The sequence below is a fragment of the Ideonella lacteola genome (assembly GCF_038066555.1).
In the GTDB taxonomy this organism is placed as follows: domain Bacteria; phylum Pseudomonadota; class Gammaproteobacteria; order Burkholderiales; family Burkholderiaceae_C; genus Ideonella; species Ideonella lacteola.
In genome coordinates, this window is the sequence record NZ_JBBUTG010000018.1 from 49,861 (window position 1) to 74,864 (window position 25,004).

Genomic DNA, 25,004 nt, shown 5'->3' on the forward strand with positions numbered 1-25,004 from the left:
CGTGCTCAGATGTCGCGCAGGGTGGCGGAAGGCCCGCGATCAGAATCGATCAGACCGCCGCCGCGGCGAACACCTGGTCGAGCTGGCGCACCCAGGCTTGCTTCGCAGCTTCGGGCACGAAGCTGGCCTCGAAGCTGTTGTGGGCCAGTTGCCAGGCTTCGCGCGCCCCCCATTGCGGCAGCGCTGCGAAGGTCTGGACGAAGTTGTCGTTCATGTAGCCGCCGAAATAGGCCGGATCATCGGAGTTGATGGTGGCCACCAGCCCAGCCTTCAGCAGTGCGGGCAGGTTGTGGTCTGCCAAGGTCTTGAAGACGCACAGCTTGACGTTCGACAAGGGGCAGACGGTGAGAGGCATGCGTTCGGCCGCCAGGCGCCGCACCAGGGCCGGGTCTTCCACGCAGCGAACGCCGTGGTCGATGCGCTCGACCTTCAGCACATCCAGCGCGCTGCGGATGTACTCGGGCGGCCCTTCTTCGCCCGCATGGGCCACGATGCGCAGCCCCAGCTCCCTGCAGCGCGCGAACACCCGGGCGAACTTTTCAGGTGGGTGACCACGCTCCGAACTGTCGAGCCCCACCCCGATGAAGTGCTGGCGGTAGGGCAAGGCCTCTTCCAGCGTGGCCATGGCGGCGTCTTCCGACAGGTGGCGAAGGAAGCACAGGATCAGCGAGGCGCTGATGCCCATCTCGGCATGTGCGCGGCGGCAGGCGTGTTCGAGCCCGCGGATCACGGTGCCCATGGGCACCCCGCGCTCGGTGTGGGTCTGCGGGTCGAAGAACAGCTCGGCGTGGACGACGTTGTCGGCGGCCGCCTTCTCGAAGTAGGCCCAGGCCATGTCGAAGAAGTCTTGCTCCTTCAGCAGCACGCTGGCGCCGGCGTAGTAGATGTCGAGAAAGCTCTGAAGATCGGTGAAGGCGTAAGCCGCGCGCAAGGCCTCGACGCTCGGGTACGCCAGCTTCACGCCGTTGCGCTCGGCCAGCTTGAAGATCAACTCGGGCTCGAGCGAGCCCTCGATGTGGATGTGAAGCTCCGCCTTGGGCATGGCCCGCAGCAAAGCAGGCAGCCGATCGGGCCGAATGCGGTCGAAATCGATCATGCAAATCCTCCAAGACGGCGCTCCGCAGGAGCCGCCGCCTATCAAGTGGCGTGCGCGGATCCCGGCTTTGCCGGTCCGTTGCGCGAGCCCCCTCGGGGGGCAGCCCGCCGGAGCGGGCGTGGGGTCAACTGATCTGCCCGAGGAAAGCGCGGATGCGTGGGTTGTCCTGCTTGTCGAAGAAATCGGCGGGCGGCCGATCTTGCAGGATGCAACCCTTGTCGAAATAAAGCACCCGGTCGGCCACCTCGCGGGCAAATCCCATCTCGTGGGTCACGACGATCATCGTCATGCCACTGGCCGCCAGGCCCTTCATGACGTCAAGCACTTCCTTGACCGTTTCCGGGTCGAGCGCCGAGGTGGGCTCATCGAACAGCATCACCCGGGGCTGCATCGCCAGCGCCCGCGCGATCGCCACGCGCTGCTGCTGGCCGCCTGACAACTGGAACGGGTGCTTGTGCGAGTGCGCCTGCATGCCCACCTTCTCCAGCAGCGACATCGAGCGCTGGTCGGCCTCGGCAGTGCTGAGGCCCCGCACGCGCCGTGGAGCCAGCGAGACGTTCTCCAGCACGGTCAGGTGGGGGAACAGATTGAACTGCTGGAACACCATGCCGACCTCGGCATGCAGCGCCTTCAGGTGCTTGGGGTTGTCGTCGACCGGAATGCCGTCGATGACGATCGTGCCGCTGTCATGCTTCTCCAGCCGGTTCAACGTGCGCAGCAGCGTGCTCTTGCCGGAGCCGGAAGAGCCGATGATGACCGCGACCTCGCCGGCATTGAAATGCGTGCAGACGTCGCGCAGCACATGGGCCGGGCCGAAGTGCTTGTTGACCTTGTCGACGGTGATCAGCGGGGTGCTGCCCTTGCTCGATTCGCTCATGACCGGCGCCCCTCGATGTCGAAACGATGCTCGATGCCGTTGGTGATCTGGGTCAGCAGCGTGGTCATCACGAGGTACAGGATGGCGGTCGTGATCAGGATGGGGACGGGTTGGAAGGTCGACGACTGGACGCGAGCACCCACGTTGGTCAACTCGACGACGCCGATGGAATAGGCCAGCGAAGAATCCTTCAGCAAGGCGACCACGTTGTTCACCAGCGGAGGCAACGCCACCTTGAACGCCTGCGGGAAGCTCACATCGATGAGCGTGTGCCACTTCGAGAGCCCGAGAGACCGGGCCGCCTCGAACTGCCCCTTGTGCACCGCTTCGAGGCCCGCACGGAAAGCCTCGGCGTTGTACGCACCAACGTTGAGCGACAGTGCCAGCACCGCCGCCGTGAACTCGGTCATGCGTGACAGCTGGGTGAGCCATTCGCTGCCGAAGGCTTTGGCCACCTCGGGCAGCGCGAAGTAGACAAAGAAGATTTGCACCAGCAGCGGGGTGCCTCGGATGACCCAGATGTAGAAGCCCGCCAACCAGCGCAGCGGCAGGATGCGCGAGCCTTTGCCCAGCGCTGCCAGCAGGCCGAGAACGACACCAATCAACCCGGAAACGATGGTCAACTGGACCGTGACCACCATGCCTTCGGCGAAGAACTTGGCGTTGGGGCCGATCGGCGCCGGTGCCAGCGCAATGAAATTGGCCGCCACCCACAGGGCAACGACCAGGGCCACGCAGGCCGCCACGATGGTGGCCGTGCTGCGACGCTGACGCGACCAGGACGCAGGCCAACCGAGACCGGGAATACTCATGAGCAGATCTGCTGATCGATGGATCGGGCGGCCACGAACGTGCCACCGGTTTCACCGGGGAGACGAGCCCAGCCCGCATCCCCGGCGGCCCCTGTCAGGGGCTGGCCGGGCGATATGCCCGGCCGCGTTGAGAAGGCTTACTTGCAGCGCACGTCTTCGCCGAAGTACTTCATCGACAGGGCTTCATAGCCGCCGCCCTTGGCCATGAACTCGCCCAGCGCCTTGTTGTAAGCGCCAGCCAGGCCATCGTTGCCCTTTGAAACGGCGGCCGCGATCTTCTCCACAAACAGCATCCCGGTGGCGCGCAGCCCCGTGTTCTTGTTGTTCTTCAACACATCCATCACGACGAACTTGTCGGTCACCCACGCGTCGGCGCGGTCAGACATCACCGCAGCCTGGGCATCCGGATCCTTCGGGAAGTTCTTCACTTCCTTGACGCCGGGGATCTTCTGCGCCGCATCCAGGTACGAGCTGCCCGTCTGCACGGCGATCGTCTTGCCCGCGAGATCCTTGGCGGTGCGAAGCGCCGCATTCTTGGTGACGATGGCACCACCCGAGCAGTAGTGCGGGTCGGTGAAGGTCACGGCCTTGGCGCGCTCTTCGGTGATGCCGTGAGAGGCGATCACCAGATCCCAGCGGTCCTGGCCGAGGCCCGTCAGCAAGGCGTCGAAGCCGAGTGTCTTCCACTCGATCTTGACGCCCATCTTCTTGGCCACGCCTTCCATCACGTCGACTTCGAAGCCGGAGAGCTTCGAGCCTTCGAAGAAGTTGAACGGGGCGTACTGGCCTTCGGTGGCAACAATGATCGTGCCGGCCTTCTTGATGGCGTCGATGTTGCGGGCCGATGCGGCGGTGGCGCCGAACATCATCGCGACGGCGGCAGCGCCGGCAACCCAGGACAAAACACGCGTCATAGCGGAAGCTCCTCGAAATGGAATGGCCCACAACAGCTGAAAGTGGGCACGGGCTTGGTTGGTGCGCCGCATCCTACTACCGGGGATGCGCGCACCGCGGGGCACGTTGGGCGTCCCGGATCGGGATTGGCCCTAGTGTCCTGGCCCGTGCAGACGCTTTCATTCCGGGACAGGCACACGTACCCAAACGCAAGGACCGGGCCTGAGGTTGTCAGGCACTCCTGCGAGGAAGCGGCCGTCGGGTGGCGTGTCGGCCGCAGCGAAATTGGAAGGTCAATTGGGCGGTTTTTTCCTCGGTTTTCGGCTCGAGCAACGGGGTCAGGCTGCCGAAAATCCAGCCAATGCCGCCCAAAGTCGCCTGAAGGTTCTGCCATGCCAGCGTACAGTCTCAGCCACCTGTCCATCGGCCGCCGTCTGGGCCTTGGCTTCGGACTGATCCTGGCCCTGCTGGTGCTCGTGGCCGCTTTCGGCCTCTATCAAATGCGCGGCATGGCGGCGCGAATGCAGCACCTGGTCGAGCTGACCAACGCCAAGTCGACCATCGCCTCCCAAATGATGGGCGAGATCAAGCAGCAGGCCATCCACGTGCGCAACATCACGCTGCTGACCGACGAGAAAGAAATCGCCGCCGAGGCCTCAGGCCTGGCGCTGGCCAACCAGCGCTATGACGAAGCCGCCAAGCGGCTGATCGACACGATCGCGGCCGACACCGAGTCGAGGCCCGCCGAGCAAGAGCTGGCCCAGGCCATCGCCGCGGCCGCCGACCAGACGCGCCCCCTGATGAAAAGAGCCGCCGATCAGGGCGGCTCGGGGGATGTCATCAACGCCACCGAAACCCTGATGAAGAAGGCGCGCCCGCTTGAAGACGCCTGGCGCGCGAAAGTGGGCGAGCTGTTGACCCTGGAAGCACAGATCGGGCAAGAAGCCTACACCGAGGCTCAGGCGGCCCAGCGGCGGGGATGGGCGGTGGTCATCACCGCCGTGGCGGTGGCGCTTGCCGGCGGCCTGCTGGTCGGCTGGCGCATCACCCGCGGCGTGCAAAAGCCGATCAACAGCGCCATCCGGGTGGCCGAACGCATTGCACAAGGCGATCTGGGCTCGAACGTGCAGGTCGACTCGCACGACGAGATCGGCCGGTTGCTGCAAGCCCTGGCCGACATGCAGGCGACCCTGCGCCGCCTCGTCGGCGAGATCCGCTCGACCGCGGAGAGCATCCAAGTCGCCAGCGCCGAGGTGGCCACCGGGAACATGGACCTGAGCCAACGCACCGAACAGGCCGCCTCGAACCTGCAGCGCACTTCCAGTTCGATGGAGCAATTGACCCACACCGTGCAGTCCAGCGCCGACAGCGCCAGCACCGCCAACCAGTTGGCGAGCAGCTCGGCCCAGGTGGCCGCGCGCGGTGGCGAGGTGGTGTCTCAGGTCGTCAGCACCATGCAGGCCATCGATGCCAGCAGCAAGCGGATCGGCGACATCATCGGCGTCATCGACGGCATCGCCTTCCAGACCAACATCCTCGCGCTGAACGCCGCCGTGGAAGCGGCACGCGCCGGCGAACAGGGCCGCGGCTTCGCGGTGGTGGCAGGCGAAGTGCGCTCGCTCGCCCAGCGCAGCGCCAAGGCCGCCACCGAGATCAAGAGCTTGATCGGCTCCAGCACCGAGCGAGTCGAACAGGGCACCCGCCTGGTCGGCGATGCCGGCCAGACGATGGACGAGATCGTCTCGAGCGTGCGTCGCGTGTCCGACATCATTGGCGAAATCACCGCCGCCTCGGCGGAACAAAGCCACGGCATCGCCACGATCAACGCTTCGGTCACCCAACTCGATCAGGTGACCCAGCAAAACGCCGCCCTGGTGGAGCAATCCGCCGCCGCGGCCGAGAGCCTGCGCGAGCAGGCCGTTCGGCTGAATGGGTTGGTCAGCACCTTCAAGCTGGACGAAACGGCCTGATGCGCGGCTCGCGCGACGTTGAAGCCTAGGGCGGTTTCACAACGCATCGGGGCTCCTTAGTGTGAACACGCCCTAAGCGCCTTTCTTCTTCCTGCCCGCCGCAGATTGGGCCTGATGGCCCTTCTCCCATGCGGCATTGCGTTGCGACCAGGTGTCGGCCGACTCGCCCGTGGCCGAGGGCTGGTTGCGGGCCCGGCTGAGTGGGTTCGCGCCCGAGGGCTCGCCGCGGGCGGCCGATTTGGCACCCTGCCGCTGCAACTCGGCCCGCTCGGCGTCCGACAGCCCGAGATCCTCGGCGATCGACGTTGCGGCTTCGGGCGGCGGCGGCGGTGGCGGCTGCGGCTGCGGCTGCGGCTGCGGCTTGGCGGCGTCTTTCATGGCTCGGTTCCCCGGGGATGTGCGCTGTGGGCCATCGACCTTCCTGAACGAGCACTCATCGGGCGATGGTGGTGGGCACGACGCCCATTCTGCGCTGCCGGCCCGCCAGCAGGCGACATTCACGATACCGCTCAGGAAGCCGTCAGGGTCAAGAGCACATCGGCGTACCAGGCGCAATTCAAGCCCAGCGACTCATCCTGGTTCAGGTCACGCGAGCGCATGTCCATGCGTGTCGAATGAATGCCCAGCAATTGCCAGGGCGATGAAGGCGCATCGGATGGATCCTGAAGCCGACGCCGCACGACCGGCGAGCCGCTGCTGCCGCGGTGCGTTCGGGCGTCGGTCAAGAAGCAGCCCTGGCGCTGAAACCGTATCCCGTATGCCGATGCGATCGAAGCGCTTCTGGCCACGGCAAGATGGTGGACCGTGTCGTGGAAACCCAGCGGAAAGCCGGCGATCGTCAACGGGTCTCCGATGGCCACGTCTTCACCGCGGGCCTCAAGGTGGCTGTCGTCAAAGGCCTGCAGGGTGGCACCTGACGGCAGGCACGAATCGGGAACCTCGATCGCGGCCACATCCACGACGCCGCCCGTGTCGGTCGCCTCTCGCCACTGGCTGAGACCGTTGCGATAGATCGGCAGCGACACCATCGTGTACTGCGTCAAGTCGCGGGCATCGGTGTGCAGGCCGATCTCGATGCGGTCGGGGAAGTGCGAACTCGCCGCGTCCGAGAACACATGGCGGTTGCTGATGAGAAAGAGCCGCTCGCCTCGGCGAAAGAAGAATCCGCTCGCGCTGGTCAAAACGCCGGACGCAGCAAAAGTGGTGATGGGCGTCGCGGTCAACAGCAACGATTCCACCGCATCGCTCTGCGTGGGGGTGCGGCGCTGATGGCGCTGAAGCACCACCCGGTGACGGGCGACATCTCGCTCGAACGCCGCCAGCACCAGATCGGAGATGTCGGAATGGATCAACACCGTTCGCGCCGCTTCGGTGTGGGCATCGAACGATTCCATCAAGCGGGCGCGCGCCGAAGGCGACAGGCCGTCGATCATCGCGGGCAGCAAAGCGTCGAGCGCCACCATGCTGCCCTTCAACTCGCAGATGCGCTCAGTGGCCTCTTGCAGGTTCTTCAATGAAATCTCCAGGCGCAGAAATGACAAAGCGCGGCAGGGCCGCGCTTTGTACAAGGGAAGCGACCGTGAATCGGCCGCACTCCGCTGGTCACACCCGCATCATTCGACGCTGCGGATGTTGGAGGCCTGCGGCCCCTTCTGACCTTGGGTGACTTCGAACTGCACACGCTGGTTTTCACTCAGCGTCTTGTAGCCACCGCCCTGGATTTCCTTGAAGTGGGCGAAGAGGTCTTTGCCACCGCCATCGGGGGCGATGAAACCAAAGCCCTTGCCTTCGTTGAACCACTTCACGGTACCGGTTTGAGTCGTCATTTCGAATTCCTTTCGAAGTTGCCAGGCGCAAAAGCACGCTCGGCGAAGAGACGCCAAGAAAATCTACAAAAGGGGATTCGACTCGACCGCCGGCAGAACACCGGTGCGGGAAGAAAGACCAAGATCTAGACGGTCTTGTGCATATCAGCGAGCGCATCGTACACGAACGGTGCTCAGCCCGCCTGCCTTTCTTCGCCGCGCCGATCAACCCGCGCAACACCTCGGCCCAAAGTCACGCCACCCGGTCGATCTGCATGAAGGTGCTGCGCGTGGCCTGCAGCACCGTTCCCGTCACCTTGTGGCGAACCATCGCGTAGACCTTGTCTCCGGGGAAGATCTCGGTCGAGGCGCTGTGCGAGATCTGCCAGGCGTCGCCCGAGTTGCCTCGGGTGGCCTGTGCACTCATGGCGATGACCTTCAACGCGCCGGGCTGCACCTGCACGGTCTGCCCGGTGGGGTTGTGCAGCGAGACACTGACCCGGTCATCGCCCACCGCCTTGGCGTGCACGATCAGCGCCTTCAGCACGTCCGCCGGCAGCGAATCGGGCGACACCTTGGTGTGAGCGGCCATCGCCATGTCTCCCACCCGGACCGTGCCCGCCGGTTCAACGTCGACCTCCACGCTGACCGATTCGCCCGGTCCCATCGCCGATGGGGCCCAATTGCCCTGGTAGCGCGCCATGCGTGGGGGGTCGGAGCCGGGCGTATTGAAGAAGCCGATCCGTTCATGGGCATCAAGGGGCGAATCGGGTTGGTCGCTGCGCTGCAGGCGCAGGCCGATCTGGCGCAGGTCGATGTCCAGCCCGGTCTTCAGTTGCCAATCGGCCGAGCAGACCAACTCATACAAGCCATGCGTGTGAAACAGAACCTTGCCATCGGCCTGCAAGCTGAAGTCGGCGCCGGACTGGAACTGCACCACCTTCCATGGCACCAGGTTGTCGCTTTCGGGTGGGCAGAGGAAATCCCCCTTGAGCTTGTAGCGCCCGCGCGAATCGAATCGTGACTGGGCATGAACCCACCCGGGCATCAAGCCGGCGGCACCCAGTGCGCCAGCGACGGCGCAGCGGCCGAGCCAGTCTCGGCGTCGAGAGTCAACCAAGTTCGTCATCCAAGGCTCCCTTTCAATTGGAGGTTAGGGGAACCTGTTTTAGCTCACATGACCGCGCCGCGGAATGACGGCCGCAAAGAAAAAGCCGCCGGGGTCAGCCGGCGGCTTCGTCGAGACTCGCGACGAGCGGGGGTTTTACTTGCCGTCGCCAGGCACCCTGCCGTCAACGCCCTTGACGTAAAACTTGATGCCGCCGAGGAACTCGTCGTCGGCCACAGCGTCCTTGGCCAACACTTCCTTGCCGGCGTTGTCGACGATCGGCCCCTTCCAAATCACGAAGCTGCCGTCCTTCAGGCCCGCCTTGACCTGCTCGAGTTTGGCCTTGGCTTCGGCGGGCACGTCTTCAGCCACAGAGACGAAGTCGATCGCCCCCTCCTTGACGCCCCACCAGGCTTTGCCGGTGCTCCACTGACCTTCAAGGGCATCACGCGTGGCCTTGATGTAGTACGGGCCCCAGTTGATCACCGCCGAGCCGAGATGCGCCTTCGGGCCGTAGGCCGACATGTCGGAATCCCAGCCGACGGCGCGCTTGCCCTTGTCCTCGGCGGTCTTCAACACCGCGGCCGAGTCGGTGTTCTGCATCAGCACATCGGCGCCCCCGTTGATCAGCGAGGTGGCGGCCTCGGTCTCCTTGGGCGGGTTGAACCACTCGTTGACCCACACCACCTTGGTCTTGATCTTCGGATTGACGCTTTGCGCACCCAGCGTGAACGAGTTGATGTTGCGGATCACCTCGGGGATGGGGATCGAGCCCACCACACCGAGGGTGTTGGTCTTGGTCATCGACCCCGCGATCACACCCGCCATGTAGGCCCCTTCGTAGGTGCGCGAGTCATAGGTGCGCATGTTGGGTGCCGTCTTGTAGCCGGTGGCGTGCTCGAACTTCACGTCCGGCGTATCGGCCGCCACCTTGAGCATCGGCTCCATGTAGCCGAAGGTGGTGCCGAAGATGAGCTTGTTGCCCTGCCCGATCATGTCGCGGAACACGCGCTCGGCATCGGCCGCTTCGGGCACCTTCTCAACGAAGCTGGTGACGATCTTGTCGCCGAACTCTTTCTCCAGCGCCTTGCGCCCGTTGTCGTGCGCGAACGTCCAGCCGCCATCGCCCACCGGGCCCACGTAGGCAAAGGCGATCTTCAGCGGCTCGGGCTTGGCAGCAGGGGCCGAAGCGGCAGCACTGGCGGCCTCGGCCACCGGCGCGGCTTCTTCCTTCTTGCCGCAGCCCACCAACGCGGCGAGGGTGGCGACCGCCGCAGTGGCCAGCAGGGTTCGCTTCGAAAGACTCATGAAGGGACTCCGTACAGTGAAAGAAGAAGGTGAGGACATGAAACGGTCGAAATGATAGGCGCGCCGCGGTCGCCGGCTCAGAGGACGCGCGTATTTCTGCCGCGCCCGAAAGGCAGGCCAAAGCAGCGCCGATCGAGGCGCCCAGCGCAGCCATCGCTCGGGCTCTGGCGCGCATTGGCAACGATGCGCGCTGGGACTTTGGCATGCAAAGCGGGCATGGGTGAACGACCCTGTCAGGCCCCAGGGAAAAAGGGCTTGCCCAGCGAAGCAGGCATGTTGGCCTTGATCCAGGCCGGGTTGCGCGAGATCAAGACCAGCACGACGATGGTCGACAAGTAAGGCAGCATCGACAGCCACTGGCTCGGGATCTGCACCCCTTCGCCCTGCAAATGGAACTGCAGCATCGTGACGCCACCGAAGAGATATGCCCCGAGCAACACCCGCGCGGGCCGCCAGGTGGCGAATGTGGTCAGGGCGAGCGCAATCCAGCCCTTGCCCGCCACCATGCCCTCGACCCACAAGGGTGTGTAGATCACCGACAGGTAGGCGCCGGCCAACCCGCACAAGGCGCCGCCCGCCACCACGGCCAGCAGCCGGATGCGACGCACCGGGTAGCCGAGTGCGTGTGCAGACTCGGGCGACTCACCCACGGCCCGCAGCACGAGACCGGCGCGGGATCGGTACAGGAACCAGGCCAGGGCTGCAGCCAGCACGATCGCACCGTAGACGAGCGGGTGGTGGCGGAACAGCGCCGGCCCGATGAGCGGCACGTCGGCCAGGCCCGGCACCGCGAACTGCAGGCGTTCGCCGATGCGCGCCTGGGTGTAGGTGATGCCGACAAAGGCGGAGAAGCCGGCGCCAAACAGGCTGAGCGCCAGCCCGGTGGCGTACTGGTTGGTGTTCAGCCAGATGACCAGCACACCGAATGCGGCCGCCATCAACGCACCAGCCCCCATGCCCGCGACGAACGCCAGGGTGTCGGAGCCGGTGTGGACGGCGGTGGCGAAGCCGGCGATCGCCGCCACCAGCATCATGCCCTCGGCACCGAGGTTGACCACACCGGCCCGCTCGTTGATCAGCAGGCCCAGACCCGCGATGGCGAGCACGGTGCCCGCGTTCAGCGTGGCGGCCAGCAGCAGAGCGATCTCGTTCATGCGGCCCTCCCCTGGCCCCACTTCAGCCGATAGTGGATCAGCGTGTCGCAGGCCAGCAGGGTGAACAGCAGCAGGCCCTGGAAAACGCCGGTGAGGGCCTTGGGCAGGCCCAGCCGAGACTGCGCCAACTCTCCGCCGATGTAGAACATGCTCATCAACACGGCCGAGAAGACGATGCCCACCGGGTGCAAGCGGCCCACGAAGGCCACGATGATCGCCGCGAAGCCGTAGCCTGCCGGCACATACGGTGTCAACTGGCCCAGCGGCCCCGCGGCTTCGAGCGCGCCCGCGAGGCCCGCCAACCCACCCGAGAGAAGCAAGGCCGTCCACAGCGCGCGTCGAGAGGAGAAGCCCGCGTACCGCGCAGCCGCCGGCGCCAGCCCGCCTACCTGCAGCGCGAAGCCGCGGTAAGTGCGAAACATGAACACCCACATCGCACCCACCGCCGCCAGGGCCACGAACAGACCGATGTTCAGCCGCAGGCCCGGCACCAGCCGAGGGATCTTGGTGCTCGCATCGAAGGTGATCGTCTGCGGAAAGTTGTAGCCCGCCGGGTCTTTCCAGGGCCCGTAGACGAGGTAGGCGAGCAGCATGTCGGCCACGTACACCAGCATCAGGCTCACCAGGATCTCGTTGGCGCTGAAACGATCGCGCAGCAGTGCAACGATCGCTGCCCAGGCCATCCCACCGGCCATGCCCGCCAGCAGAATGGGGAGCACGATGCCTTTGCCCAGCCAGGCGGTGGCCGGCCCTGCCTGCATCGCCACCCACCCTGCGGCGAGCGCACCGACAACGAACTGTCCTTCGGCGCCGATGTTCCACACATTGGAGCGAAAGCAGACCGCCAAGCCCAGGGCGATCAGCACCAGCGGCACCGCCTTGACCGACAACTCAGACAAGGCATAGGCACTCTTGACCGGCTCGACGAAGAAGACCTGCAAGCCGCGCCACGGGTCTTTGCCGAGCGCCGCAAACAGCGCCACACCGATCAGCACGGTGATGACCAGCGCCAGCAGCGGCGAGCCGATCGACAGCGCCTTCGATGGCTGCGGCCGAGCCTCAAGCCGCAGCATGCGCCTGCTCCTTCTGGGCGGCGGCGCCCGATGGCCACAGGCCCGACATCCACTCGCCAATGCGCTCGACACTCGCCTCGGGGGTGGCAATCGGCGGCGAGACACGGCCCCGCGCCATCACCACCATCCGATCGCTGATCTCGAACAGCTCGTCCAGCTCTTCGCTGACCACCAGCAAGGCGCAGCCCTGATCGCGAAGGCGCAGCAACTCGCCGCGGATCTGCGCCGCGGCCCCCACGTCGACCCCCCAAGTCGGCTGCGCCACGATCAGCACCTTGGGCCGCGCATCGATCTCGCGCCCCATCAAGAACTTCTGCAGGTTGCCGCCGGACAGCGAGCGCGCCGCCGCATCCGGCCCGCCGGCCTTGACCTGGAAGCGGGTGATGAGGTCGGCCGCCATGTCGCGGGTGGCGGCGAGGTTCAGCCAGCCGCCGCGCCCCACGGCCTCGGTCCGGGTGAGCAAGGTGTTCTGCGACAGACTCAGACTGGGCACAGCACCGCGGCCCAGCCGCTCTTCCGGCACGAAATGCAGGCCTTGCAGGCGCCGATGGCGCGGCGAGGCTCGGGCGATGTCCGTGCCGAACAGGCGCACCGCGCCCGCGGGCGCGCGCCGGTCTTCGCCCGACAGTGCCGCCATCAACTCTTGCTGGCCATTGCCCGACACCCCGGCCACGCCCACGATCTCGCCGGCATGCACCTGGATCGACACCGCGTCCAGGGCCACGCCGAACGGGTCTTGCTGCGGCAGCGACAGCCGCTGGACCTCCAGCGCCACCGCGCCACGCGCCCGCGGCGCCACCTCACCGGCGCTGCGCAGCGCTGGCGGCTCGGCACCGATCATCAGCCGGCTCAGCGACGCATTGGTCTCCTGGGTGGGGTCGACCTCGCCGGTGACCTTGCCGCCGCGCAGCACCGTGCAGTGGTGGCACAGCCGCCGGATCTCGTCGAGCTTGTGGCTGATATAGAGGATGCTGCAACCTTCGCTGCTGAGCTGGCGCAGGGTGACGAACAGCTTGTCGACCGCCTGTGGCGTGAGCACCGAGGTGGGCTCGTCGAGGATGAGCAGTTTGGGCTGGGTGAGCAGCGCGCGCACGATCTCCACCCGCTGACGCTCGCCCACGCTCAGCGTGTGCACCGGCCGCAGCGGATCGACTTCCAGCCCGTAGCCGGAAGCCACCGCGCGGATGCGCTCGGTGACCTGGGCCAGGCTGTGATCACGCCCCAGCCCGAGCCAGACGTTTTCAGCGGCGGTGAGGGTGTCGAACAGCGAGAAGTGCTGGTAGACCATGCTGATGCCCAGCCCCCGCGCCGCCGCGGGGCTGGCCACTTTGACCGACTCGCCGTTCCAGCAGATCTCGCCCGCGTCCGGCTGGGTTGCACCGTAGATGATTTTCATCAGGGTGGACTTGCCGGCGCCGTTCTCGCCCAGCACCGCGTGGATCTGGCCCGGCGCCACGCGGAGCGAGACGCCATCGTTGGCTCGCACGGCGGGGTATTGCTTGGTGATCCCTCGCAGTTCGAGGCGCAACGGTGAAGCGGACATCAGCAGAGGTCGTTGGAATCGGTGGCGATCAGGCCGCGCCGATGGCGCTCGACGCCGGCCACGCGGGTGCTCACCACGTGGCGTTCGTCACCCAGCGTGAGCCAGGCGAAAACCGCATCATGCAAGTCCCGCGCCACCGATTGTCTGCGAGCTTCCACGGGGTTCGCCGCGCGGTCCCACACCACCAGGTCGGCTTGCAGACCGGGCTCCAACGAGCCGATCTCATGGCCCAGATGCAAGGCCTGGGCGGCGCCGCGGGTCGCCGCATGCAGCAGCGCCCAGGCGGTGATGCGCCGACCCGAGAGCGCCTGCACCTGGTACGCATCGGCCAGCGTGCGCGGCATCGACAGGCTGGTGCCGCCCCCCACATCGGTACCGAGCGTCACCGCGGCGCCAGCGTGGCGGGTGGCGGCCCAATCGAACAGGCCGCTGCCGAGAAAGAGGTTGGACGAGGGGCAGTGCGAGATCGAGGCGCCGTGGTGGGCCAGCATCGCGCGGTCGTCGGCATCCAGCCAGATGCCGTGGGCCAGCATCGCCCGCGGCCCGAGCAGGCCGAAGTGCCGATAGACATCGAGGTAGCTGCGCGCCTGGGGGAAGAGCTCGGCCACCCAGCGGACCTCGTCGGTGTTCTCGGCGACATGGGTCTGCAGGTACAGGCCGGGCGCGGCGGACATCAATGCACCGGCCATCGCCAGCTGGGCATCGGTCGAGGTCGGGGCGAAGCGCGGCGTCACCGCGTAGGCCAGTCGGTCGCGGCCATGCCAGCGGGCGATCAGATCGAGGTTGTCGCGCTCGCTTTGTGCCACGTCGTCACGCAGGAACGCGGGCGCGTGGCGGTCCATCAGCACCTTGCCGGCGATCAACCGCATGCCTCGGGCCTGCGCGGCGCTGAACAGCGCATCGACCGAGGCCACGTGCACCGTTGGAAAGACCATCGCGGCCGTCGTGCCGGCGGCCAGCAGGCCGTCCAGGAACAGCGCCGAGATCTGCGCTGCGTGCGCCGGATCGGCCATGCGGCGCTCGGCCGGGAAGGTGTGCTGCTCCAGCCAATCGAGCAGCGCCGTGCCGTAGGCGCCCAGCACGTCGACCTGCGCGCTGTGCACATGGGTATCGATGAAGCCCGGCAGGATGAGCCGCCCGGGGTGCCGCTCTCGGGGCCAGTCGGCCGGAGGGGGTTCGGCCTGCACGGCCGATATCCGCCCGTCGTCACCGATCAGCAGCCAGTGATCGGGCCGGTAGCGCACTGCCGGGCTGGCGGTGTCGTCCAGCGACGGCGCCGAGGTGAAGTCGAGCAGGTCGCCCTGCAAAGCGATGCGGGTCATCGGGCCTTGGGGGCGGAAGGGGCCGGCGCGGCCAGTTCACGGGCCACATCACGCACCTGCTCACGTAGCCAGCGTTGCGCGGCCGAGGCATGGGTGCGGTCGTGCCAGAGCTGGTAGTAGGCCAGCGGCGGAAAGACCACCGGGCACTTGACGATGCGCAGCGCCGCCTGGCCTCCCAGGTAGCGCAGGCAGAACTGACGCCCCGTGGTCAACACCAGCCGGCTCGACGCCACCATCTGAGGCGCGAGGCTGAAGTGCGCGCAGCGCACCGTGATGCGGCGCTCGTGCCCTTGGGCCGCCAGGTGCTCGTCGATCACGCCACGGGCCCCGGGGTGCAGAGGGGTGGGCGCGATGTGGTCGCTGTCCAGATAGCGTGCGGCGGTCCAGGCGCGCGGGTTCTTCACGGCGGGATGGTCGGCGCCCACCAGGCACACGACCTCGTCGGCCGAGAGGCGCCCCAGGTGCAACTCACCCGGCGGCGACAGCCAGTTGCCCACGACGAGATCGACATCGCCGGAGGCCAGCTTGCGGCGGTAGTCGAACTCGGCCGACAACGGGTGCAGTTCCAGCCGAACCCGGGGCGCCAGCTGCTGCAGCCGGGCCACGATGCTCGGCAGGAAAAGAGGATCCAGATAGTCGCTCGCCGCGATGCGCAGGGTTGCGGTGGCCTGGGCAGGCTCGAAGGCACGGCCCAGGCGCGAGGGGCCGAACAGCGCCTCGGCCTCGCGCAGCAGCCGCTCGGCGGGCGCCAGCAGCGCCAGCGCCGTGTCGGTGGGCGCCAGCCCCGAGCCCGCCCGCACCAGCAGCGGGTCGCCCGTCAGCGCCCGCAATCGACGCAGCTGCGCGCTGACCAGCGGCTGCCCGCTGCCCAGCCGCAACGCAGCCCTCGACACGCTCTGTTCGGAAACCACGGTGTGCAGCACCTTCACCAAGTGGAGGTCGATGTTCGCGAAATCTGGTGGCTGCGTCATACGTCTTGACGCATGATATCCATCCACAATCAGACATGCCACACGCCCGCCGACGGAGTAACTTCAAGCGATGAGCGAATCCCCCGCAACGATCCGTTTCGCCTTTCGCGGCGAGGTGGTCGCCGTGCCGGTGCCGGACCCCACACGCAGCGTGCTGCAGTGGCTGCGAGAAGACGCACGGGCCTGCGGCAGCAAGGAAGGCTGTGCCGAGGGCGACTGCGGCGCCTGCACGGTGATCGTGGCCGAGCTGGACGATGACGTGCCCCACCCGAGCCAGGCCGTGCGCAGCGCGGGCCTGGCGCTTCGGCCGGTGAATGCCTGCATCCGCTTCCTGCCCACCCTGCATGGCAAGGCGCTGCTGACGGTGGAAGACCTGGCCTCGACCGGCTCACTGCACCCGGCGCAGCAGGCCTTGGTCGATCACCATGGCTCACAGTGCGGTTTCTGCACCCCGGGCTTCGCCATGTCGATGGCGGCCTGCCACGAACATCATGCCCAGGCGGGCACCCGGCCGAACCGCCAAGAACTGGCCGACACCTTGAGCGGCAACCTCTGCCGCTGCACCGGCTACCGGCCCATCCTTGAGGCCGGCCTGGCGATGCTGGACCAGCCCGGGCCTCGACTGCCCCTGCACGGCCTGGCTGAGCAGCTTCAAGCGCTGCGGCAGCAGGCGCGCCCGGCCTGGCCCGCGTTCACGGCTCCAGGCGATCTGCCCTCGCTCGCGGCGGCGGTGCAGCACGACCCCGAGGCCACCCTGCTGGCCGGCGCGACCGACATCGGCTTGTGGGTCAACAAACAGTTCCGCCCCTTGCCCCGGCTCATCCACCTGGGCGACGTGACGGAGCTGCGCACGATCAGTGATGAAGGCGGCTGGCTGCGCATCGGGGCCGCGGTGCCCCTGGAGGACGCCTGGGCGGCGCTGGTCAGCCATTGGCCCGCACTCGCCGAGATGCACCGGCGCTTCGCCGGGCCGCCGGTGCGCCATGCGGGCACGCTGGTGGGCAACCTGGCCAATGGCTCCCCCATTGGCGATGCGGCCCCGGTGCTGATGGCCCTCGGCGCGGTGCTTCGCCTGCGCCACGGCGATCAGACGCGCGACCTGCCGCTCGACGAGTTCTACGTCGACTACATGAAAAACCGCCTGCAGCGCGGCGAGTTCATCGAAGCCGTGCGGGTGCCTGAGGGGCCACCGGGTTGGCAAGTGCAGGCCTACAAGATATCCAAGCGCTTCGACTGCGACATCTCGGCCGTCAGCGCCGGCCTGGCGCTGAGACTCGACGGTGAGCGCATCGCCGAGGCCCGGCTCGCCTTCGGCGGCATGGCTGCCACGGTGAAGCGCGCCGCGGGCGCTGAGGCCGCACTCGTCGGCCAACCCTGGACGGAAGCCACGCTGCGCGCCGCGCAGCACGCCTTGGCGAGCGACTTCTCGCCACTGACCGACCTGCGTGCCAGCGCAGACTACCGGCGGCAAGCGGCAGCGGGCTTGTTGGAGCGATGGTGGTGGGCGACGCGGCCCCATCAGGCCATGCCCGCCACGATGCTGAGGGTGTGGGCATGAACACCGTGTCGCCCTCCGACAGCCCCCCCCTTGCCGCCGGCGGCGCCGTGGTGGGGCAACCCGCGGTGGGCCAGCCATGGCCGCACGAGTCGGCCACGCTGCACGTCACCGGCCGCGCCCACTATGTCGATGACCTGCCGGAACTCGCCGGCACGCTGCACGCCGCGCTGGGCCTGTCGCCGGTGGCGCATGGCCGCCTCCTGGGCGTGGATGTGCACGCGTTGCGCCGCGAGCCGGGTGTCGTGGCGGTGCTCACCGCCGCCGACATTCCCGGCCGCAACGATTGCGGCCCCATCGTCCACGATGATCCGATCCTGGCCACCGATGAACTGCGCTACCTCGGCCAGCCGGTGTTCGCAGTCATCGCCACCACCCGCGAGGCGGCACGTCGCGCCGCCGCCCAGGCCCGCCGGGTGTTGCAGTTCGAGCCCTGGCCCGCCGTGCTGTCGGTGCGCCAGGCCCATGCCGCAGGCGACCACGTGGTGCCGCCGATGCATCTGGTGCGCAGCCAGTCGGCTGACGCGGCGGGCGCACCGGACACCGCCGCGGCCAGCGTGCGCCGCGCGATCGACCAGGCGCCGCACCGGCTGGCCGGCTCGTTCAGCTTGGGCGGGCAGGAGCAGTTATATCTGGAAGGCCAGATCTCCTACGCCCTGCCGCAAGACGATGGTGGCCTCAAGGTGCACTGCTCCACCCAGCACCCCAGCGAGATGCAGACGGTGGTGGCGCATGCGCTGGCGATTGCCGCCCATCAGGTGCAGGTGGAATGCCGACGCATGGGGGGCGGGTTCGGGGGCAAGGAGTCGCAGTCTGCCCTGTTCGCCTGCGTGGCCGCGTTGGCGGCGAAGGCGCTGAATCGCCCGGTGAAGCTGCGCCTGGACCGGGACGACGATTTCCTGATCACCGGTCGTAGGCACGGCTTCGAATTCGACTGGGAGGCGGGCTTCGATGACGAAGGCCACCTGCTCGGCTACGAGGTCACCTTGCTGGGGCAGGCGGGTCATTCGGCCGATCTCTCACCGCCGGTGATGACGCGCGCGCTGTGCCATGTGGACAACGCCTACTGGCTGCCCGAAGTGGCCATGCACGGCTACCTGCCGCGCACCCACACCCAGAGCAACACCGCCTTCCGTGGCTTCGGCGGCCCGCAAGGCGCCTTGGTGACCGAGGTGGTGCTCGACACCATCGCGCGCCACCTCGGCCGCGATCCCCTCGCGGTGAGGCGGGCCAACTGGTATGGCCGCAGCGAACGGCACACCACACCGTATCGGCAAACGGTCACCGACAACATCATCGAACCGCTGACCGACGAATTGGCTCGAAGCGCCCGCTACGCCGAACGCCGGGACGCGGTGCAAGTCTTCAATGCCAGCAGCCCCATCCTGAAAAAGGGGCTGGCGCTGACGCCGGTGAAGTTCGGCATCTCGTTCAACGTGAACCACTTCAACCAGGCTGGCGCACTGGTCCACGTGTACGTCGACGGTTCGGTGCTGGTGAACCACGGCGGTACCGAGATGGGCCAGGGTCTGAACACCAAGGTGGCCCAGGTGGTGGCGCATGAACTGGGTCTGCCGCTGTCGAGGGTGCGCTGCACCGCGGCAGACACCAGCAAGGTGGCCAACACCTCGGCCACCGCCGCCTCGACGGGCTCAGACCTGAACGGCAAGGCGGCCCAACACGCGGCCCGACAGATCCGCGATCGGCTCGCCACCCTCGCCGCCGCCGCGTGGGAATGCGCGCCCGAGCAAGTGGCATTCGCAGGTGGGCAGGCGCGCACCCCGGACGGCCGACACATCGCTTTCGATGCGCTGGTACAGCAGGCCTACCAGGCCCGAGTGCAGCTGTGGTCCGACGGTTTCTACGCCACGCCGGGACTGCACTGGGACCGCCAGACGCTGACCGGCCGCCCCTTCTTCTACTTCGCCTACGGCGCGGCGGTGAGCGAAGTGCTGCTCGATACGCTGACCGGTGAGTGGAAGCTGCTGCAGGCCGATCTGCTGCACGACGTCGGCTCGTCGCTGAACCCCGCCCTCGACATCGGCCAGATCGAGGGGGCCTTCGTCCAAGGCATGGGCTGGCTGACCACCGAAGAGCTCGTGTGGCACCCGGAGTCGGGCGCGCTGCTGACGCATGCGCCATCGACCTACAAGATCCCGACGGCGAACGACGTGCCCCTGGCATTCACCACGCGCCTGTATGGCGGGGAGAACACGGAAGACACCATTCACCGCAGCAAGGCGGTCGGTGAGCCGCCATTGCTGTTGGCGTTCTCGGTGTTCCTGGCCTTGCGCGATGCGGTGGCGGCCTGCGGCGCGCCCGGCTGCCAGCCGCCACTCAGCGCGCCGGCCACACCCGAGGCCTTGTTGCGCGCGATACGGGCGGTTCAGCCCGGGGCCGCGACCCCGACAGGCGCATGAACCATCCCCTTCCCACCGTCGAAGGCCGCGCGCGGACAGCGCAGGCACCGCAGAGCCTGCGCCTCGGCACGGGCCACACCGCCGCCGATCCCGAGCTGGCCACAGCACACCGCTGGCTCGCCGAGGGCGTGCCCGCCATGATCGTCGAGGTGGTGGCCGCAAGGGGCTCGGTGCCACGTGGCGTAGGCACGCGGATGCTGGTCGGCCCGCACACCACCGCTGGCACCATCGGCGGCGGCCACCTCGAGTGGGAGGCCATCGCCCGTTGCCGCGATCGGCTGGCGGCCGGTGACCACCACACTCTCGACTGGCCCGTGGCGCTGGGCCCCTCGTTGGGCCAGTGCTGCGGCGGCGCTTTGACCCTGCGGCTCGCCCCCCTGACCGCTGACAACCTGCACCATTGGCCCGCCACTCGGCCCCGGTTCCGGCTGCACCTCTTCGGGGCCGGCCATGTGGGCCGCGCCATCGTGCAGGTGCTCGCTGGGGTGCCTTGCCAGGTGGTCTGGATCGACGAACGCGAGCGCGAATTCCCTCCAGACGCCACGTCGTGGCCCCACGTCGAGCCGGTCTGCGTGGAGCCGGTCGAGGCCGAGGTGGCCGAGGGCCGACCGGGAGATGCGTATCTGGTGCTCACCCACAGCCACGCGCTGGACCTGGCGATCACCGAGGCCATCTTGCGGCGGGGTGATTTCGGCTGGTTCGGCTTGATCGGCTCGGCCACCAAGCGCGCCCGCTTCGAATCGCGGCTGCGTCAACGGGGCTTCGATGCGGCCACACTGGCTCGGATGACCTGTCCGATCGGCGTGCCCGGACTCGCCGGCAAGCAGCCGGCGGTGATTGCGATCGCCACAGCGGCTCAGCTTCTAGGGATTTACCCTTGAAACAAGCGCTCTCTCGGCTCGATGCCTCAGGGCCGGTGACGGCCCGTCTACCGCCGAGGATCGATCGTTGGTTTTCGCAGGTAGAAGTGACCCCGGATGGGCCCAGAATGAGCGAGCTGGCAGGCTGACAACGCCTCGCCGCTTCCGCCCTGCCCTCGATGCGATATGCCGCCGCCGCGTATCGTTAGCCGTTTTTCGCATGTTCAGCCCCGCACAATGACGAAAGACGCATAGGGCGAGCGCATTCCGCGACCGATCCCGGCTTGCGAACGGCATCGGGACGGGAGAGCAATCGTGGAAATTGATGGCATGCGGGTGGTGGCTGGCCTGATGGTCGGCACCATCGTCGGTATCACGGGTGTGGGCGGCGGGGCCCTGATGACCCCGATCCTGGTGCTGATGTTCGGCATCGCGCCGCAAACGGCAGTGGGCACCGACCTGCTGTACGCCTCGATCACCAAGATGTTCGGCGTGGCCGTTCACCAGAACCATGGCACCGTCGATTGGGGCGTCGTCGGCCGCCTGGCGATGGGCAGCCTGCCTGCTGCAGCACTGACGCTGGCCTGGATGCACTTCAATGAAGCCCACCAGATCAAGAGCGGCTTCATCATCAGCGCCGTCGCGATCGCGCTGATGATCACCGCGGTGGGCATGTTGGCCAAGGACTACCTGCACCGCGTGGGCCGCAGCCTGCGCGTCACCGATGCCAGCTACTTCAAGCACGTCCAGCCGGTGGCCACCGTGATCGCCGGCATCGTGCTCGGCGTGCTCGTCACGCTGACCTCGATCGGCGCCGGGGCGCTGGGCACCGTGATGCTCGTCTACCTGTACCCGATGCGCCTGAACGCCAGCAAGTTGGTCGGCACGGACCTGGCACACGCCATTCCGCTGGCGCTGATCGCCGGCCTGGGCCACCTCTCGCTGGGCAATGTGAACTACGGGCTGCTGGGCAACCTGTTGATGGGCTCGATCCCCGGCGTGCTGATCGGCTCGTTCATCAGCACCCGCGCGCCGCTGACCTTCATCCGCTATGCGATCGCCGGTGTGCTGGGGCTGGTGTCGCTGAAGATGTTCGGCTTGTTCTGAATCAAACCCCGCTTCATCAAGGGCCTGCCAAGCGCAGGCCCTTGTCTTTTCCGGGCCCGGTTTCTGGATAGCGCGTCCCAGAATGGCGCGATGGCTTCCACGCTCTCACTGCACGCCGCGCCCGCCGCGGGGTTGGACCAACCATTCGAACTGCTGGCCGCGTGCCACGACCGGGTGCGTCGCTCGCTCGACCTGCTGAGCCGCCTGGTGGACCATGTGGAGCAGCACGGTGCCGATGCGCCGGCCGCCGAAGCGGCGCGAGACGTGCTGCGCTACTTCAGCGTGGCCGCGCCGCTGCACCATGAAGACGAAGAGCGCCACCTGCTGCCCTTGCTGCGCGCCAGCGAGCAGGCCCCGCTGCGGGAGGTGGCCGAACAAATGGCCGCGGATCACCGCGCGTTCCGGGCCCTCTGGGGAGGGCTGGCTGCGGCGCTGCAGCAGGTGGTCGATCAGCACACCCCAGACGAGCCCGCGCTGCGCCGCCAGGCACAAGCCTTCATCGCGCTGCACGACAGCCACCTGACCATGGAAGACAGAATCGCCTTTCCGGCGGCCGAGCGGCTGGCCCAAGAGTGGCAGCGGCATGCCATGTCAGCGGACATGGCGACACGCCGCGGCGTGCCGCCGCCGGAGGGTCAAGCCAGCGTGTAGGCCGTCTTCACGGTGGTGTAGAACTCGGCGGCGTAGCGCCCCTGCTCGCGCGGGCCGTAGCTCGAACCCTTGCGACCGCCAAAGGGCACGTGGTAGTCGACGCCCGCGGTCGGCAGATTCACCATCACCATGCCCGCTTGAGCGTGCCGCTTGAAATGCGTGGCGTACTTGAGCGAGGTGGTGGCGATGCCGGCGGAGAGGCCGAAGGCGGTGTCGTTCGCCAGCGTCAGCGCTTCGTCGTAGTTCTTGGCTCGGATCACGCTCGCGACCGGGCCGAAGATCTCTTCGCGGTTGATGCGCATCTGCGCCGAGGTCTCGGTGAACAGCGCGGGCGTGAGGTAGAAGCCCGGCGCACCGTCGGCGTTCTGGCCGAGCGATTGGCCGCCCGCGACCAACTTGGCCCCCTCGGCCAGGCCGATGGCGATGTACTCCAGATCCTGCGCCAGTTGGCTCTCGTCGACGACGGGGCCGATGTCGGTACCTTGCGCGCGGGCATCACCCACTTTCAGAGCCGCCATGCGCTCAACCATGGCCGCCACGAAGCGGTCATGGATGCCTTCGGTGACGATGATGCGTGACGACGCGGTGCAACGCTGGCCGGTGGAGAAGAAGCCCGAATTGATCGCCGCGCCGACCGCCACGCCGATGTCGGCATCGTCCAGCACGACGAAGGGGTTCTTGCCACCCATCTCGAGCTGCACCTTGGCGCCACGCGCCACGGCCGAGGCCGCCACCTTCTTGCCGGTGGCCACCGAGCCTGTGAAGCTGATGCCGGCGATGCGATCGTCTTCCAGCAGCACCGCGCCCACGTCCGAGCCCCGGCCCATCACCAGGTTGAACACACCCGGCGGAAAGCCGGCACGCGAGAGGATGTCGGCCAGCGCCCAGGCCGAGCCCGGCACCAATTCGGCGGGCTTGAACACCACGCAGTTGCCGTAGGCCAGCGCCGGCGCGATCTTCCAGGCCGGAATGGCGATCGGGAAGTTCCACGGCGTGATGATGCCGATCACGCCCAGTGGCTCGCGGGTCACTTCCACCCCGACACCCGGCCGCACGGACGGCACCACCTCGCCCCCCGTGCGCAGCGCCTCGCCCGCGAAGAACTTGAAGATGTTGCCGGCACGCACGACCTCACCCACCGCCTCGGGCAGGGTTTTGCCTTCTTCTCGGGCGAGCAGGTCACCCAACTCGGCCTTGCGGGCGAGGATCTCGCTGCCCGCGGCGTCCAGCGCATCGAAGCGTTGCTGCGGCGTGGACAGGCTCCAGGCCGCAAAGGCGGCGTGCGCAGCGGCCACCGCATCCAACGCCTGCTCGCGACTGGCCACGGTGTAGTCGCCCACGACATCGCGCGTGTCTGACGGGTTGATGTTGCGGTAGGTGCGTACGCCTTCGGTCCAGGCGCCACCGATCAGGTTGAGCTTCATGGGTTCTCCTGCTGGGTCTTGGAAATGGGTTCACCCTTGGCGGGTCAGCCCGGGCGATACCCGCGCATTGTCCGGCTCGCCCGAGAAACGGGTGTGGCGCGTCCGCCCGGCAGCGGCCGAGGAAACGCTCACGCTGCCCGGATTTGTTGTATGTCATCGTACAACTAAAACCAGAGCGAGGCGTTGCATCAGGCTCAGGGGGCGCCTCTCGCGCGCTCAGCCTTCTTCGCGCTGCTGGGCTCGGCGCCGGCGTTCCCGGCTGTTGGCGAGGTGGGTGCGCATGGCGGCCCTGGCTCCATCCGCGTCCCCCGCGCTGATCGCATCGAAGATACTTTCATGCTCACCGTTGACGCGGCGCAGGTACTGCAGGCGCTCGTCGCTCATCGGCTGGGCAGGCTCGGCCTGCGTCAACCGGGCACGCGGAATGATCGAGCTGCCCAGCGTCGTCATCATGTCGGCGAAGTGGTTGTTTTGCGTGGCCCGCGCAATTTCGAGGTGGAACTGGAAGTCGGCTCCGACCGCGTCGCGCCGCTCATCCACCGCCTGGGCGAAGGCGTCGAGCGCCTGCCGCATGGTGGCCAGGTTCTCCGCCGAGCGGCGCTGTGCGGCCAGCGCTGCCGCTTCGGTCTCGACACCGATGCGCAGCTCCAGCACCGAGATCACATCGCGCAGGGTGTTGAACTGGTCGGGGCCGAGCTTGAAGCCCGGGGCCTCGCCCACGCCGATGACGAAGGTGCCGATGCCATGTCGTGTCTCGACCAACCCCGAGGCCTGCAACTTGGAGATCGCCTCGCGCACCACCGTGCGGCTGACCTGGAACTCACCCATGATCGCCGCCTCCGTGGGCAACTTGTCACCGGGCTGCAGTCGACCGTCCCGGATGCGGTCACCCAGCGCATCGACGAGTTCGAGAGCCAGCGTGCGCGGTTTGCGTCGGCTGGGCACGGGCGGCGGTGTAGAGCTCATCAGACGTATTAAGTGTTATCCCTCTGGGTGGCGGCCCATGGCAGCCGTACAGTTCATTCAAGTTGTACGACAACTGATGACAGACCAC

22 protein-coding genes are annotated in these 25,004 nt (G+C 67.4%); 6 read left to right on the plus strand and 16 right to left on the minus strand.

Features of this window, described 5'->3' with window-relative positions; genetic code table 11:
• Positions 1–49: 49 nt before the first annotated feature.
• The 4 genes from AACH06_RS22400 to AACH06_RS22415 all read right to left on the minus strand — a co-directional run bounded on the left by AACH06_RS22400 (position 50) and on the right by AACH06_RS22415 (position 3,699).
• Positions 50–1,096 carry an adenosine deaminase gene (locus AACH06_RS22400; RefSeq protein ID WP_341428007.1) on the minus strand — a complete coding sequence of 349 codons (1,047 nt, stop codon included), beginning with the start codon at positions 1,094–1,096 and terminating at the stop codon, positions 50–52.
• Between the two features lie 124 nt (positions 1,097–1,220).
• The gene (locus AACH06_RS22405) at positions 1,221–1,973 is read right to left on the minus strand and encodes an amino acid ABC transporter ATP-binding protein (RefSeq protein WP_341428008.1); all 753 of its coding nucleotides are present in this window, start codon (positions 1,971–1,973) and stop codon (positions 1,221–1,223) included.
• The gene (locus AACH06_RS22410; protein WP_341428009.1) at positions 1,970–2,785 is read right to left on the minus strand and encodes an amino acid ABC transporter permease; all 816 of its coding nucleotides are present in this window, start codon (positions 2,783–2,785) and stop codon (positions 1,970–1,972) included. Before AACH06_RS22410 ends, AACH06_RS22405 begins: the two co-directional genes overlap by 4 nt.
• A 137-nt stretch (positions 2,786–2,922) precedes the next feature.
• Entirely contained in the window at positions 2,923–3,699 is a 777-nt protein-coding gene (locus AACH06_RS22415; protein WP_423222069.1) for an ABC transporter substrate-binding protein, read from the minus strand.
• A 372-nt stretch (positions 3,700–4,071) separates the two neighbouring features.
• Between AACH06_RS22415 and AACH06_RS22420 the strand changes: the two genes are divergently transcribed.
• On the plus strand, positions 4,072–5,649 hold the full coding sequence (locus tag AACH06_RS22420) for a methyl-accepting chemotaxis protein (protein WP_341428010.1): 1,578 nt from the start codon (positions 4,072–4,074) through the stop codon (positions 5,647–5,649).
• 72 nt (positions 5,650–5,721) lie between these two features.
• Here the strand turns inward: AACH06_RS22420 and AACH06_RS22425 are convergent, their stop codons facing one another.
• The 10 genes from AACH06_RS22425 to AACH06_RS22470 form a co-directional block, all read right to left on the minus strand.
• A complete protein-coding gene (locus tag AACH06_RS22425; protein ID WP_341428011.1) occupies positions 5,722–6,027 on the minus strand; it encodes a CrpP-related protein in 306 nt (101 codons plus the stop codon).
• Positions 6,028–6,158: 131 nt separating this feature from the next.
• Positions 6,159–7,163 (minus strand): trypsin-like peptidase domain-containing protein, encoded by a 1,005-nt coding sequence (locus AACH06_RS22430; protein ID WP_341428012.1) that lies wholly within the window; start codon positions 7,161–7,163, stop codon positions 6,159–6,161.
• A gap of 99 nt (positions 7,164–7,262) precedes the next feature.
• Positions 7,263–7,475 carry a transcription antiterminator/RNA stability regulator CspE gene (gene cspE / locus AACH06_RS22435; protein ID WP_341428013.1) on the minus strand — a complete coding sequence of 71 codons (213 nt, stop codon included), beginning with the start codon at positions 7,473–7,475 and terminating at the stop codon, positions 7,263–7,265.
• Positions 7,476–7,707: 232 nt separating this feature from the next.
• Positions 7,708–8,583, minus strand: a complete 876-nt coding sequence (locus AACH06_RS22440; RefSeq protein ID WP_341428014.1) for a hypothetical protein — start codon at positions 8,581–8,583, stop codon at positions 7,708–7,710.
• 135 nt (positions 8,584–8,718) lie between these two features.
• Positions 8,719–9,870 (minus strand): BMP family ABC transporter substrate-binding protein, encoded by a 1,152-nt coding sequence (locus AACH06_RS22445; RefSeq protein WP_341428015.1) that lies wholly within the window; start codon positions 9,868–9,870, stop codon positions 8,719–8,721.
• Positions 9,871–10,103: 233 nt separating this feature from the next.
• The gene (locus AACH06_RS22450) at positions 10,104–11,024 is read right to left on the minus strand and encodes an ABC transporter permease (protein WP_341428016.1); all 921 of its coding nucleotides are present in this window, start codon (positions 11,022–11,024) and stop codon (positions 10,104–10,106) included.
• Positions 11,021–12,097, minus strand: a complete 1,077-nt coding sequence (locus tag AACH06_RS22455) for an ABC transporter permease (RefSeq protein ID WP_341428017.1) — start codon at positions 12,095–12,097, stop codon at positions 11,021–11,023. Before AACH06_RS22455 ends, AACH06_RS22450 begins: the two co-directional genes overlap by 4 nt.
• Positions 12,084–13,640 carry an ABC transporter ATP-binding protein gene (locus tag AACH06_RS22460; protein WP_341428018.1) on the minus strand — a complete coding sequence of 519 codons (1,557 nt, stop codon included), beginning with the start codon at positions 13,638–13,640 and terminating at the stop codon, positions 12,084–12,086. Before AACH06_RS22460 ends, AACH06_RS22455 begins: the two co-directional genes overlap by 14 nt.
• Complete coding sequence (guaD, locus tag AACH06_RS22465; protein ID WP_341428019.1) at positions 13,640–14,962, minus strand: guanine deaminase; 1,323 nt, start codon at positions 14,960–14,962, stop codon at positions 13,640–13,642. The genes AACH06_RS22460 and guaD overlap by 1 nt, the downstream gene beginning before the upstream one ends.
• On the minus strand, positions 14,959–15,933 hold the full coding sequence (locus tag AACH06_RS22470; protein ID WP_341428020.1) for a LysR family transcriptional regulator: 975 nt from the start codon (positions 15,931–15,933) through the stop codon (positions 14,959–14,961). Before AACH06_RS22470 ends, guaD begins: the two co-directional genes overlap by 4 nt.
• Before the next feature lie 70 nt (positions 15,934–16,003).
• Here AACH06_RS22470 and xdhA point away from each other — a divergent pair, with 70 nt between their 5' ends.
• From xdhA to AACH06_RS22495, 5 genes are all read left to right on the plus strand, one after another.
• Positions 16,004–17,491, plus strand: a complete 1,488-nt coding sequence (xdhA, locus tag AACH06_RS22475; RefSeq protein WP_341428021.1) for a xanthine dehydrogenase small subunit — start codon at positions 16,004–16,006, stop codon at positions 17,489–17,491.
• Positions 17,488–19,908, plus strand: a complete 2,421-nt coding sequence (gene xdhB / locus AACH06_RS22480) for a xanthine dehydrogenase molybdopterin binding subunit (protein ID WP_341428022.1) — start codon at positions 17,488–17,490, stop codon at positions 19,906–19,908. The genes xdhA and xdhB overlap by 4 nt, the downstream gene beginning before the upstream one ends.
• Positions 19,905–20,789 carry a xanthine dehydrogenase accessory protein XdhC gene (gene xdhC / locus AACH06_RS22485; RefSeq protein ID WP_341428023.1) on the plus strand — a complete coding sequence of 295 codons (885 nt, stop codon included), beginning with the start codon at positions 19,905–19,907 and terminating at the stop codon, positions 20,787–20,789. The genes xdhB and xdhC overlap by 4 nt, the downstream gene beginning before the upstream one ends.
• A 294-nt stretch (positions 20,790–21,083) precedes the next feature.
• Positions 21,084–21,875 carry a sulfite exporter TauE/SafE family protein gene (locus tag AACH06_RS22490; RefSeq protein ID WP_341428024.1) on the plus strand — a complete coding sequence of 264 codons (792 nt, stop codon included), beginning with the start codon at positions 21,084–21,086 and terminating at the stop codon, positions 21,873–21,875.
• A gap of 90 nt (positions 21,876–21,965) precedes the next feature.
• On the plus strand, positions 21,966–22,526 hold the full coding sequence (locus tag AACH06_RS22495) for a hemerythrin domain-containing protein (RefSeq protein WP_341428025.1): 561 nt from the start codon (positions 21,966–21,968) through the stop codon (positions 22,524–22,526).
• Here AACH06_RS22495 and AACH06_RS22500 read toward each other — a convergent pair.
• Entirely contained in the window at positions 22,511–23,950 is a 1,440-nt protein-coding gene (locus AACH06_RS22500) for an aldehyde dehydrogenase family protein (protein ID WP_341428026.1), read from the minus strand. The two genes, AACH06_RS22495 and AACH06_RS22500, sit on opposite strands and share 16 nt — an antisense overlap.
• Before the next feature lie 216 nt (positions 23,951–24,166).
• On the minus strand, positions 24,167–24,916 hold the full coding sequence (locus AACH06_RS22505; RefSeq protein ID WP_341428027.1) for a FadR/GntR family transcriptional regulator: 750 nt from the start codon (positions 24,914–24,916) through the stop codon (positions 24,167–24,169).
• Positions 24,917–25,004 lie beyond the last annotated feature (88 nt).